The following is a 13,644-nucleotide window of genomic DNA, read 5'->3' as shown; positions in this document are numbered from 1 at the left end:
AAATTATTATTTTGTGACTAAATATTTTTCTCTCTTTTAAAGTAAACCTATACTTCCTGTTCAAATGATTGATATTAAAGCATATAAAAACCCCTTATTCTTTTCTTAATTCTGAATAAGGGGTTTTTGTTTATCATAATTTCATCTGTAAATAGGTATAGAAATAATTTCACCTTGCATAATGGTAGATGAATTATTATTTAACTTTATTATTTGGTCCACGTAATCTCTTTTATCTATTCCATTGTTGTACTTATCTGCTATATTCCATATAGTTTCGTTCTCACTCACATAGTGATAAACTACTTCTTCAGCTTTAGGTCTTTTCAGTTTAAAACCTTCCAAATTTTCTATCTTTAATCCTGTTGTAAATAAAAACATCATAGCAATAAAAGTGATTGCCCTAACTTTGTTCAATCTTAAATTACGTTTCATATTCCACCTCGCAAATATATGTTCTGAATCTATGTTCGGAATGTTTGTTCTTATTAGATTCTATTAGAACATTTGTTTTTTGTCAAGTCTTTTTAAACGTTTGTTTGAAATATATGTTCTATTCTGTTATACTTAATATAGAGGAGGTATAATATGTACGAAGATTTAAATCAAAGAGAAAGAGATGTATTGTTTTATCTAATACAACAAATACAATTAAAAGGATATCCCCCTACTGTTAGAGAAATTTGCCAACAACTTAACATAAAAAGTACATCAACCGTTCACGGTAGTTTAGAGAAACTTGAAATAAAAGGATATATAAAAAAAGACCCTACTAAGCCAAGAGCTATAGAGATACTTAATAATAGTGAAGATGTGTTTTTAAATAAGAAAAAAACTGTAGATATACCTATAGTTGGACAAGTATCTGCAGGAGCACCTATATTAGCTTTTGAAAATATAGAAGATACATATCCCCTTCCAATTGAATTTGCACAAGATAGAAATCTATTTATATTAAAAATTGTTGGAGAAAGTATGATAAATGCAGGTATACTTGATGGAGATTTTGTAATCATTGAAAAACGTGACTTTGCAAAAAATGGAGATAAAGTCTTAGCTTTAATTGGAGAAGACTCAACTGTTAAAACTTTTTATAAAGAAAAAGATGGATTTAGATTGCAACCAGAAAATGATTTTATGGAGCCTATATATGTAAAAGACCTTAAAATCTTGGGAGTAGTTGTTGGATTATATAGAAAGATGTAAGGAATTTCCTTACATCTTATTTTTTACTCTATTAATATCATCTTTAAATTCTGTCAAAACATTTATCAATGCGTATTTGCCGTGATAATATGAAAGTCCACCTTGGAAATATGCATAATAAGGTTCTCTCATAGGACCATCTGCTGAAAGTTCTATTGAAGAACCTTCTATAAAGCCTCCAGCCGCCATAATAACCTTGTTTTCATACCCAGGCATATCCCATGCTTGAGGAGTAAATTGATGGTCTACTGGCGAAGCACTTTGTATCGCTATGCAGAATTTTTCTAAAAGTTCAGGTTTTTTAAGCTCAATGCTGGTTATGATATCTGATCTCTTATCAGAACTCTTTGGTAGAGTTGCATAGCCCAATTTTTCAAAAGCCAAACTGAATAGTCTAGCAACTTTAATTGCATCTTCGACAACTTTAGGTGCTATAAATAGACCTTGTAAAATCTGCCTAGTCATTCCAAAACTAAGTCCACACTCTTTACCTATACCAGGAGCTGTTAGGTTATTTGAAATCCTATCTATTAAATCTTGTCTACCTACTATATAACCTCCAGAGTAAGCTAATCCACCACCTGGGTTTTTTATTAATGAGCCGGCCATATAATCTGCTCCAAAATCTGTAGGCTCTTCATAATCTGTAAACTCTCCATAGCAATTATCTATAAATATAATCACTTCAGGATATTCTTTTTTTATAGCTGTTATCACATCTTTTAGTTCGTCAGTTGTAAATGCTTTTCTGTTTGAATAACCAGTTGATCTTTGAATGGCAACTACTTTCGTTTTATCTGATATCGCCTCTATGGATTTTTTTATATCTATATGACCATCTATTAAATCCACTTGACCATATTTAATTCCATTTTCTATAAAATTACCAGGTTCATTCCCATCTATTCCAATAACTTTTCTCAAAGTATCATAAGGCGCACCACTGATATATATCAATTCGTCTCCATAAGATAAAATAGATTTTAATGCCAAACTTATTGCGTGAGTTCCACTTACAATATTAGGCCTTACTAAGGCATCTTCTGTATTAAATATATTTGAATATATACTCTCTACTTTATCTCTGCCCTCATCTCCATAGCCATACCCTGTAGTCCAATTAAAATCTGTAGATTTTAGACCATTTTCCCTCATTGCATCCAAAATTTTCATTTGATTATAAAATGAAATCGGTTCAAATTCTGAAAATGAACTCTTAAGCTCATTCTCACACTCTTCTACAAACTTAAATACCTCTTTGTCTATTTTGAACCTATCTAAAAAATTATTTTCCAAATTTCTCCCCTACCAATTTTTCAACTTTTCCAAATAAATCTTCGTCTTCTCTATCTAGCCAAACTATTCTATCATCACGTTTAAACCAAGTGAGTTGTCTCTTTGCATAGTGTCTGGAATTCTTTTTTATAAGCTCAGACATTTCTTCTGATGTTATTTCACCTTTTATATATGACAATACTTCTTTGTATCCTATAGCTTTAAAGGATTGAGACGTCTCAGGATAGAGTTTTATTAATTCATTAACTTCCTTTAAAAGTCCGCTATACATCATTTGGTCAACTCTTTTATTTATATTATCATATAATTTAGCTCTATCCATATTTAGCCCTAAATATAGTAGATTATATTCTTCGTTTTTAGTATTAAAACTGGAATTATCTTTCTTTCCATTTTTGGCAATCTCTAAAGCTCTAATTATTCTGTGAGAATTATTTTTATCTATTAATTCAGCAGAATTGGGATCTAATTCTACTAGCTGTGCATATAGATAATCCAATCCTTTTTCTTTTGCCAATTGATTTAAATGTTCTCTATAGGCATCATCTTTGCCACTTTCTTGAAAAGTTAGATTATATACAATTGAGTTTATATATAAACCTGTTCCTCCAACTAATATTGGCATTTTATTGCGCTTATTTATATCTTCAATCAAAGTTTTTGCTTTTTGTTGGAATTCATAAACAGAAAACTCCATATCTCCATCAACAATATCTATCATGTGATGTACTATATCCGTTTTAGAACAATCTATCTTAGCAGTACCAATGTCAAACTTTCTATATATCTGCATAGAATCAGCAGATATAATTTCTCCATTGTATTTCTCTGCAATTTTTAATGATAATTCTGTTTTTCCTACCCCTGTAGGGCCTGTTAAAATAATTAAATTCATTTATCCTCTCAAAAACATCTTTTCCAAATCTCTCTTTGTAAGTTCCAATACAGTTGGTCTTCCGTGAGGACAAGTATAAGGGTCTTCACAGTTTACTAAATCCTTTACTAACTGTTTCACTTCGATTGAGCTCAACTTTTCATTCGCTTTTACAGCAGCTTTACATGCTTTTTTCATAAGTGAATAGGGATTGACTTGATATGCAGACACCAATTTTTCATCTACACCTTGAAGTGCCTGTCTCAAAAAATCCTCAAAGTTATGTCCAATTATAGATGGAATTGCTCTTACTACTAAAGAATTGTCTGAGAACTTTTCAATATCAAATCCAATTTTATTTAAAATTTCTGTGAACTCATCAAACTTATCTAATTCAACACTCGACATATCAAATATTTCTGGTTTTAATAACATTTGAGAATCCACTCTTCTTTGATTAAACTGCTTTAAAAACTGCTCATATTTAACTCTTTCATGTGCAGCATGTTGATCTATCAAGAACCACCTGTTGTCTCCAGATTCAAGTATTAAATACGTGTTAAACAACGAACCTACATATCTTGCATCTATCAAATTTATTTCTTTTTTAAAATCTTCAGTTTCTTCTTTAGCTATATCATCAGCTATAAAACTATTATCTTCAGAAATTACAGTTTCAGAATCTTCTAAAAGTTCATCGAAAGACTCACTTTCATATACGCTATTAGATGAAATGTTTTCTACATCTTGCGTATTTTTGATGGTTGGTTTATGAAAGACTTCTCTTGATTTAAAATCTTTATCTACATAAACATTGTCATCTTCAAAAGAAAAATCAGATTCTTCTTTAAATATTTCAAATATATTTACGTTTTCTGTTTTTGGTTTCTCTTCTTCAATAGGTTTAATAAATTCTCTATTAGGTTTTAATGTTTCTTCAGCTAAGTCTTTAAGTAACTGTACTATTGTTTCTCCATTAGAGAACTTAACTTCATTCTTCTTAGGATGAACATTTACATCTACTATAGCTGGATCTATTTCTAAAAATATAACAAATGCGGGATATCGTCCCAAAGGTATTTGAGAATAATACGCCTTCTCTATACTTCTTGAAATATCCAAATTCTTAATAAATCTTCCATTTATATATAGATATTGTTCTGACCTTGAAGTTCTGTATAGTGCATTGTCAGAAAAGAAAGCATTGATTTTATACTTTTCATTTTCAAACTTTTTATTTATTAAGTGACTGCTTATATCTCTTCCCAATATACTAAACAAATGGTCTTTAAAATTTTTGGTAGCAGCTTTGCTAAGAACAACCCTTGAATCTCTTATCAATTTAAAAGATACATCCGGTGTACCTAAAGCTATCTTTTTAATTACATCTTGTATCGAATTAAATTCAGAAGTTTCTTTCTTTAAAAATTTCTTTCTAACAGGTGTATTAAAAAATACATCTTTAATATAGAATGTTGTCCCTTTAGGCAATCCTATATTATTTTTATCTGTGATTTTACCATTTTCAAAAGTTGCTCTAGTTCCGGCTAATTCAGTTTCTGTCTTAGTCAGAACTTCTATTTTAGAAACACTTGCGATACTAGCTAAAGCTTCCCCTCTAAATCCAAGTGAAGTTATCTCTGTTAAGTCTGTAAAATCACTTAATTTAGACGTAGCATGCCTGTAGAAGGCTTTTTCTATCTCTTCTGATGCAATACCTATACCATCATCAGAAACTTTAATATACTCCCAAGGAGCGCCTTTAATTTCAACTACAATATTTTTAGCTTTAGCATCTATTGAATTTTCTACAAGCTCTTTAATAATTGAAGCAGGGTTTTCTATTATCTCCCCTGCTGCAATTTTAGATATGGTTAAATCATCTAATATATTAATTGTCATTTATATCACTTGCCTTTGCTACAATTTCACCTAATAAATTTATAGCTTCTAATGGTGAAAGTGTATTTATATCTATCTTGCTGACTTCATTTATAAAATCAGCATACTCTGGCTCTACAACACTAGTAAAAGATTCCATTTCAATTTGAACATTCTCTTTGCTTTCATGCATATCCAATATATCTTTGGCTCTTTTTACAATTGAGTCATTTATACCAGCAAGTTTTGCAACTTCAATCCCATAGCTTTTAGAGCTAAATCCTTTTATAATTTTTCTCAAGAAAACTATATCTTCTCCTTGTTTGTCAACGGCAATTGTTAAGTTTTCTATTTCTTGATATATATTAGAAAGGTCAACTAATTCATGGTAATGAGTTGCAAATAGAGTTTTAGACTTTATCTTTTTGATTATATATTCACTTATAGCCCATGCTATTGATAATCCATCAAATGTACTAGTCCCACGTCCGACTTCATCTAATATAATTAGAGAATTTAATTTAGCATGTTTTAGGATATTGGAGACCTCTTTCATTTCCACCATAAAAGTAGAATCTCCTCCCGCCAAATTATCAGAAGCTCCGATTCTAGTAAAAACTCTATCTGTTATCGAAATATTGGCTTTGTCTGCCGGCACAAAAGAACCTATATGAGCCATTATAGTTATGATGGCCACTTGTCTCATATAAGTAGATTTACCGGCCATATTGGGCCCAGTTATTAAGTTAAAGAACTTATCCTTGCTCAAATTTGTATCATTTGGAACAAACATAATATCTTTATTAAGAGCCTCTACTATAGGGTGTCTGCCAGATATTATTTCAATGTTATTGTTCTCAAACAAATTAGGTCTAATATAGTTGTTTTCATTAGCCACATTTGCAAGAGAAGTTAAAACATCTACTCTAGATATCTGTTGAGCTGTGCATTGTATAATTTTTAGGTTGTTATAAATTTTATCTCTTAAATCTTTTAAAATTTCCTGTTGTTTTTGAAGCGCTAACTCCTTTGAGCCGCTAATTTTAGATTCTAACTCTTTTAACTCAACAGTATAGTATCTCTCTGAGCCCACTAATGTTTGCTTTCTTATATAATCTTCAGGAACTTTATCAACAAAAGATTTTGTAACATCTATAAAATAACCTAAAATTTTATTGTATTTTATTTTTAAATTCTTTATAGATGTCTTTTCTCGCTCTCTTTGTTCAAGCTCTAGTATTAACCTTTGTCCATTTTCGCTTGCATCGAATAATTCATCTAACTCACTATCAAATCCCTCTCTAATAAATCTTTTTTCTTCGATTATATGAGGCGGATCTTCAACCAATGTATTATTAATCTCACTCATCAATTGGTCTAACGTAGAGATGTGTTTTACATAATTTTTTAAGAACACGGACTCCGATGACTGTACTTCTTCTTTTATTTTTTTTATCTTCATAAAAGAATTAGCTAGAGATTTTATCTCTTTTGGTGAAATTTGAGAATTAGATATTTTAAAACTCAATCTTTCTATATCATTTATTTGATTTAGTTGAAGATTTATTCTATCGATTAGTATCAAATTGTTTTTTAATTCTTCAACTAAATTTAATCTATATTCAATTCTATCTTTATCAACTAAAGGCTTTTCAATCCACTTTTTTAACTCTCTAGAGCCCATAGAAGTTTTAGTGTCGTCAAGCACTTGGAACAAAGAACCTTTTTTTGTACCCGTGGTTATACCTTTAACTAACTCTAAATTATGCTTTGTTTGCTCATCTAAACCCATATACTCTTCCACTCTATATACTATTATGTCTTTTAAATGAACAAGACTAGATTTTTGAGTAATACCTAGATAATTTATCAAAACAACTAAAGATTCATATTCATTTTTGTACTGTTTTAATTGTAGCTTAATATCATCTGATAATTCTTCTAAAACAGTGTTTTCTATTTCTAAATAGTCATCGTCTATTTCCGAAACAAATATATCTTTGTTTCTAATTGCTTTTTTTAAGTCAGCGCTATTTTTAGATGACGAATTGTCAAATCAAATGCAACACCTATGGTAAGAGACCAAAAAGTTCTTCTTTAGGTGTTTTATATTTTATACATTTTCTAGGTCTATTATTCATTAAACTTAAGTTATAATTTAATTCATCAATATTCACTTCTGATAAATCCATACCCTTAGGATAAAACTCCCTCAAAAGTCCGTTACTATTTTCATTTGTACCTTTTTGCCATGCACAATAGGGATCACAAAAATAAGTTTTGCATCCTAATTCTTTTTCTATTTTCTCAAATTCTGAAAATTCTTTACCTCTATCAAAGGTTATTGTTTTTACTAATTCTTTTGGATAATCTTTTAATGCATTTATTATTGCTGGTGTTACGCTTTCCGACTTTCTATTTTCAACTAGGATTGCTATATAATATCTAGATTTTCTTTCTTGCTAAAGTTACGAAACAACATCTACTTTTCCTTTTATGATCTAATCTGCCTGATTCCACTGTATCTGCTTCCCAGTGGCCTAATTCTTGCCTTCTGTATATCTCTTTAGGTCTTTTCTTAATTGTTCTACCTTTATCATTGAATTTTCCTCTTTTTTCTGCTGGCCTTTTAAATTTAGCTTTTCTTCTCAAATTTTTCATACTAGTTTTTGGCAGCTTTTTGGCGTGTATCATTCTATATATCGTTGATGTAGATGGTAATTCATGAATCTCATTTGTGTTTCTATTTGATATTTGTTCAGGGGACCAATGTTCGTTAATCTTTACAGTTAAATAATCAATAACATCTTTAGAAAATTTACTTTTTCTATGGCAGTCTTTTCTTCTATCAATATATTTATCATTTGCCTTTATCGGAAAGTACTTAGTGTAACTTCCCCTACTAACTTTTATCTTAGATGAATTTCTTTTAATTTCTCTAGATATTGTACTAGGTGACCTTTTAAGTGCTTGTGCAATTTTCCTTATACTCATTCCTAAATTTAAAAATTGGTAAATACAAGATCTTTCTTCTATGGTAAGATGGTTATAGCTCATAGTTAATCACTCCTTTTAATATGTTTTGTTTGGTCACTTACATATTAACACAGCTGATTAGCTATGAGTTTATTTATGTTGCACTTGTTATGATAAATTATCAGATAAAAATAACAATTCTGATGGACTGACTTTATCAACTTCATCAGCTACAAAAGATATTAAATCTTCTTTTGATATAAATGTCTTTTTAGTAGTAAACAGCTCACCTGTACTATAATCTGAGTACGCTATGCTAACTCTGTAGTCTTTAACTACAATACACATCAAATAGTTGTTTTCTCTGGAATCTATATAATTAGTGTCTGTAAAAGTACCGGGAGTAACTATCCTTGTAACTTCTCTTTTCACTAAATTTTTGGCTAACTTAGGGTCTTCCATCTGATCACATATAGCAACTTTAAAACCCTGTTCAATCAATTTAGAAATGTAAGTTTCGCTCACATGATATGGAACTCCACACATTGGAATGTCATGCACCTTGTTGCTTCTCTTAGTTAGAGTTAATCCTAGAGCCTTTGAAGCCTTTATAGCATCATCAAAGAACATCTCATAGAAATCACCTAATCTATAAAATAAAATTTCATTAGGATATTGCTCTTTAATTTTTACATACTGTTCCATCATAGGAGTTAACGTGTTTGACATAACTCACCTTTCAAATTAAATGAATTTGCATCAGTAACATGTACCTTTACAATTTTTCCTATTAAATCTTGACTACCTTCAAAATTTATCAACTTAAATTCTTCAGTTCTTCCACTGAGCCTACTAGCATCTTTTTTACTTACATCTTCTACTAATACATCTACATCTCTTCCAATAAATGCTCTATTCTTTTTATTTTGTATAGGATATAGAGTATCGATTAACCTTTGGAATCTATCGTGTTTAACCTTATCAGGCACTTGGTCTGGAGAATTGTATGCCTTAGTTCCTTCTCTTCTTGAATAGATGAATGTGAATGAAGTATCGTATTCAACTTTCTTTACAAGGTCTAAAGTTTCTAAAAAGTCTTCTTCAGTCTCTCCAGGGAATCCTACCATTAAATCTGTACATAGAGCTATATCTGGATTTATGGTCTTTATTTTATCGATTTTACGTAAATAATCTTCCTTAGTGTAGTTTCTATTCATCATCTTTAAAATTCGTGATGAACCAGCTTGCACAGGTAGGTGTAAAAAGTTTGATAAATTATCTAAATCTCTAAAAGCATAAATTAAATCATCAGATATATCCTTAGGATGTGACGTCATAAATCTAATTCTCTCTATTCCCTTTATATCAGATATTTTGTAAAGTAAATCAGAGAACTTTATCTTATCTTCTAAGGTTTTCCCATAGCTATTTACATTTTGACCTAATAGAGTAACCTCTAAAGTTCCTCTTTGAGCCAAATCTTCAATTTCTCTAATTATTTCTTTAGGGTCTCTACTAGTCTCTCTACCTCTTGTATAAGGTACGATACAATACGTACAGAAGTTGTTGCAACCATACATTATATTCACATATGACTTATAAGAATATAATCTATTCGCTCCTAAATCGTCATTAATCTGTTTAGTTTCTTCTCTTATATCCATTTGAAGCTTGCCTGTGTCGTATGAGTTTAAAAGTAGTTCTGGAAGTTTCCATATATTGTTAGTTCCAAAAATCAAATCAACATTCTCAAATTTATCTTGTACGTACTCTCTAGATTCTTTTCTCTGCATCATGCATCCACAAACACCACATTTTAAATTCGGTTTTGATTCTTTAAGGTGCTTTAAAACTCCAAGTTGTCCATAAACTTTATCTTCAGCAGAATGTCTTACAGAACAAGTGTTGACTAACACTAAATCACTTTTTTCAAAATCATCTGACAACTCAAAGCCCATTTTCTCTAAAATCCAATTGATTTTCTCTGAGTCATGTTCGTTCATCTGACATCCATGAGTTATAACACAAGCCTTTTTATTAGGGCTTATCTCATCTCTAACTCTATTTATATATGAGTCAATATTATAATTTAAATCATGTACTAATGAGTAATTTTCGTTCATCTTTACCTCTTTTCAAGCTATAATTATATCATATTTTTAGTTTATTAATTTCAATTGTCAGCTTTCGCCATTTTCAAAAATTCACGAGTAGCCTGTTTTAAATATCTATTATGTTTGTAGAAGAAATATATTTCTCTTGATGTAAATTCCTTAGGCAGTTTATAATAACAAACTTCTGCAGTCTTACCAATACTTTGAATAAGTATATCTGATATAAATGAAATACCTACTCCATTTATACTTAAGTTGTAACTTGTAATCTGTTGATCTAATTCAAATACAATATTTGGATTAAAGTTTTCACTTTGGCAAATTGTATCTGCCTTTATTCTGGTATCATTTCCCTCTTTTAGAAATAGACGAATTGTCAAATCAAATGCAACACCTATGGTAAGAGACCAAAAAGTTCTTCTTTAGGTGTTTTATATTTTATACATTTTCTAGGTCTATTATTCATTAAACTTAAGTTATAATTTAATTCATCAATATTCACTTCTGATAAATCCATACCCTTAGGATAAAACTCCCTCAAAAGTCCGTTACTATTTTCATTTGTACCTTTTTGCCATGCACAATAGGGATCACAAAAATAAGTTTTGCATCCTAATTCTTTTTCTATTTTCTCAAATTCTGAAAATTCTTTACCTCTATCAAAGGTTATTGTTTTTACTAATTCTTTTGGATAATCTTTTAATGCATTTATTATTGCTGGTGTTACGCTTTCCGACTTTCTATTTTCAACTAGGATTGCTATATAATATCTAGATTTTCTTTCTGCTAAAGTTACGAAACAACATCTACTTTTCCTTTTATGATCTAATCTGCCTGATTCCACTGTATCTGCTTCCCAGTGGCCTAATTCTTGCCTTCTGTATATCTCTTTAGGTCTTTTCTTAATTGTTCTACCTTTATCATTGAATTTTCCTCTTTTTTCTGCTGGCCTTTTAAATTTAGCTTTTCTTCTCAAATTTTTCATACTAGTTTTTGGCAGCTTTTTGGCGTGTATCATTCTATATATCGTTGATGTAGATGGTAATTCATGAATCTCATTTGTGTTTCTATTTGATATTTGTTCAGGGGACCAATGTTCGTTAATCTTTACAGTTAAATAATCAATAACATCTTTAGAAAATTTACTTTTTCTATGGCAGTCTTTTCTTCTATCAATATATTTATCATTTGCCTTTATCGGAAAGTACTTAGTGTAACTTCCCCTACTAACTTTTATCTTAGATGAATTTCTTTTAATTTCTCTAGATATTGTACTAGGTGACCTTTTAAGTGCTTGTGCAATTTTCCTTATACTCATTCCTAAATTTAAAAATTGGTAAATACAAGATCTTTCTTCTATGGTAAGATGGTTATAGCTCATAGTTAATCACTCCTTTTAATATGTTTTGTTTGGTCACTTACATATTAACACAGCTGATTAGCTATGAGTTTATTTATGTTGCACTTGTTATGATAAATTATCAATATAAATGGATCATCATTAAAAACCTCTAACGGTACAGATTTAAATTCATCACTTAAGTATGCTTTTGAAATTATTTCATTATATTCCAGCTTATAGTCAATTAACTGTTTATTTGACTCATAACTAGACGGTACAACCAAAATTATATGGTCTTTCATTAAAATTTGTCTGTCATATATCTCCGGATCAAACTGATAGTTATCTATGACTATATCAAGTTCACCAGATGCTAAAGAATTTTCAAGTTCTACTGTATTGTCTTCTACTATATTTAACTCCACTTTAGGGTATTTTTTAGAAAAATCTGAAATTATAAATGGTAAAACATGAGAAATAAATAGTGAAGTTCCACCTATGGAAACTTTTCCCGCCTTTAAATCTCCTAAATCATTTAAATAGTTTTCAAAATTATCTTCTATTTCTAATATTTTTTCAACTGACTTTATATATTCTAACCCAAACTCGGTCAATCCGATGGGTTTTGTACTTCTATCAAAAATTTCATATCCCAAGTTAACCTCTACTTTTTTCACTGCCGCACTGAGTGAAGGTTGAGATATGAAAAGATTTTTTGCCGCTTTCGAAAAGCTCTTTTCTTTATATACTTCGTATATATATTCCATTCCCCTGAACAATATAGACACCTACCTATGTTTACATAACTATTATTTGCTTAATTTTATGATACAAAATATCTATACTTATAGCAAGGTTTAATTTATAATTGCGCATAATAAAAAATGGTTTGAATGAATTGCTCATTAAACCATTTTGAAAATTAGTTATTATTTTTTATAAATTTGTCAATTTCTTCTCTAGTAGGCATAGATATAGCAGTTCCTTTTTTCTGAACAGATAGAGCAGATACTGCAGTAGCAAACTTAGCAGCTTCGAATAAATCTTTTCCATCAGATAATGCTGTAAGCAATCCGCCGTTAAAAGCATCTCCCGCTCCTGTTGTATCAATTGCATCAACTTTATATGCAGGAACAAGCATATCTTCGCCATTTGAATATACATAAGCCCCTTTTACACCCATAGTTATTACAACTTCTTGTATACCTTTTTGAAGTAAGATATCCTTTGCTTCTCTAGCTGTTTCCAAATCCACAACTTCAACGCCTGTAAGTCCTTTAACTTCTGTTTCATTAGGAGTTACCATATAAATATCCTTGAAAAAAGCATCTTCTATTTTTTGGTATGGTGCTGGATTTAAAATCACTTTAACATTTTTTTCTTTAGCTTTTTTCACCACATATTCATTTGCATCTTGATTTACTTCATATTGAATAAGGACATAAGAAATATCATCAAATTTATCATCTATAGAATCTATTTCTTCTTTTTTTATTGTGTTACATGCTCCAGGCACAATTAATATTTGGTTTTCAGCTGTTTTTTCATCTACACAAATTAAAGCTGCTCCTGTTGAATCTTCTTTAGAAAATATAATACCGCTCTTGTCCATTCCAATATTTTCAGCTATATCTAATGCTATCTTACCGAAGGGATCATTGCCAATTTTAGTTACGACCACGATATCTGCTCCTGATTTATGAGATGCAACCGCTTGATTAAATCCCTTTCCTCCAGGACCCGTATTGAACTCAGTTCCTCTTACAGTTTCTCCTGGCTTAGGTAGATGATCTGCTCTTGACATTAAATCAACAACAAAACTTCCAAATACCATTACTTTTTCTTTCATAATATTCACCTACTTAAAAAGAGGAGTGGATTGACCATTCCTCTTTATTATTTTTTATAATCTTATTTTACTACTAATTTTAATTCAACCGGAATAGATTTTTCAA

General features: G+C 30.1%; 12 protein-coding genes and 1 pseudogene. 1 reads left to right on the top strand and 12 read right to left on the bottom strand.

The genetic code is table 11. The features are described from left to right. Window positions 1-141: 141 nt before the first annotated feature. A complete protein-coding gene (locus B8869_RS02995) occupies window positions 142-435 on the bottom strand; it encodes a hypothetical protein (RefSeq protein ID WP_084230250.1) in 294 nt (97 codons plus the stop codon). A gap of 153 nt (window positions 436-588) precedes the next feature. On the opposite strand from B8869_RS02995, the gene lexA reads away from it, so the two are divergent. After that, window positions 589-1,206 (top strand): transcriptional repressor LexA, encoded by a 618-nt coding sequence (lexA, locus tag B8869_RS02990; RefSeq protein ID WP_084230249.1) that lies wholly within the window; start codon window positions 589-591, stop codon window positions 1,204-1,206. A gap of 9 nt (window positions 1,207-1,215) precedes the next feature. Here lexA and B8869_RS02985 read toward each other — a convergent pair whose 3' ends face one another. The 11 genes and pseudogenes from B8869_RS02985 to rbsK all read right to left on the bottom strand — a co-directional run bounded on the left by B8869_RS02985 (window position 1,216) and on the right by rbsK (window position 13,538). Further along, on the bottom strand, window positions 1,216-2,502 hold the full coding sequence (locus B8869_RS02985; protein ID WP_084230248.1) for a methionine gamma-lyase family protein: 1,287 nt from the start codon (window positions 2,500-2,502) through the stop codon (window positions 1,216-1,218). Then, window positions 2,492-3,397 carry a tRNA (adenosine(37)-N6)-dimethylallyltransferase MiaA gene (gene miaA / locus B8869_RS02980; RefSeq protein WP_084230247.1) on the bottom strand — a complete coding sequence of 302 codons (906 nt, stop codon included), beginning with the start codon at window positions 3,395-3,397 and terminating at the stop codon, window positions 2,492-2,494. The genes B8869_RS02985 and miaA overlap by 11 nt, the downstream gene beginning before the upstream one ends. Next, window positions 3,398-5,278, bottom strand: coding sequence for a DNA mismatch repair endonuclease MutL (gene mutL, locus B8869_RS02975; protein ID WP_084230246.1), 1,881 nt, complete (start codon window positions 5,276-5,278; stop codon window positions 3,398-3,400). Next, entirely contained in the window at window positions 5,268-7,217 is a 1,950-nt protein-coding gene (gene mutS, locus B8869_RS11675; RefSeq protein WP_084230245.1) for a DNA mismatch repair protein MutS, read from the bottom strand. The genes mutL and mutS overlap by 11 nt, the downstream gene beginning before the upstream one ends. A gap of 109 nt (window positions 7,218-7,326) precedes the next feature. Beyond that, window positions 7,327-8,314: pseudogene (locus tag B8869_RS02965) on the bottom strand (IS30 family transposase). 87 nt (window positions 8,315-8,401) lie between these two features. Continuing rightward, entirely contained in the window at window positions 8,402-8,962 is a 561-nt protein-coding gene (locus tag B8869_RS02960) for a MutS N-terminal domain-containing protein (RefSeq protein WP_084230244.1), read from the bottom strand. Next, entirely contained in the window at window positions 8,947-10,356 is a 1,410-nt protein-coding gene (miaB, locus tag B8869_RS02955) for a tRNA (N6-isopentenyl adenosine(37)-C2)-methylthiotransferase MiaB (protein ID WP_084230243.1), read from the bottom strand. The genes B8869_RS02960 and miaB overlap by 16 nt, the downstream gene beginning before the upstream one ends. A 50-nt stretch (window positions 10,357-10,406) precedes the next feature. Continuing rightward, the gene (locus B8869_RS02950; RefSeq protein WP_234989731.1) at window positions 10,407-10,727 is read right to left on the bottom strand and encodes a LysR family transcriptional regulator substrate-binding protein; all 321 of its coding nucleotides are present in this window, start codon (window positions 10,725-10,727) and stop codon (window positions 10,407-10,409) included. A gap of 14 nt (window positions 10,728-10,741) precedes the next feature. Then, on the bottom strand, window positions 10,742-11,728 hold the full coding sequence (locus tag B8869_RS02945) for an IS30 family transposase (protein WP_084229742.1): 987 nt from the start codon (window positions 11,726-11,728) through the stop codon (window positions 10,742-10,744). A gap of 44 nt (window positions 11,729-11,772) precedes the next feature. Next, window positions 11,773-12,456 carry a LysR family transcriptional regulator gene (locus tag B8869_RS02940; protein WP_234989730.1) on the bottom strand — a complete coding sequence of 228 codons (684 nt, stop codon included), beginning with the start codon at window positions 12,454-12,456 and terminating at the stop codon, window positions 11,773-11,775. A 155-nt stretch (window positions 12,457-12,611) separates the two neighbouring features. Continuing rightward, window positions 12,612-13,538: a ribokinase gene (gene rbsK, locus B8869_RS02935; protein WP_084230241.1), complete on the bottom strand. Its 927-nt coding sequence runs from the start codon at window positions 13,536-13,538 to the stop codon at window positions 12,612-12,614. Window positions 13,539-13,644: the final 106 nt, after the last annotated feature.

Source organism: Peptoniphilus asaccharolyticus DSM 20463 (assembly GCF_900176115.1).
In the GTDB taxonomy this organism is placed as follows: Bacteria; Bacillota; Clostridia; order Tissierellales; family Peptoniphilaceae; genus Peptoniphilus; species Peptoniphilus asaccharolyticus.
The sequence above is the reverse complement of the archived record's forward strand: the minus strand, read 5'-3'. Positions and strand labels throughout refer to the sequence as shown.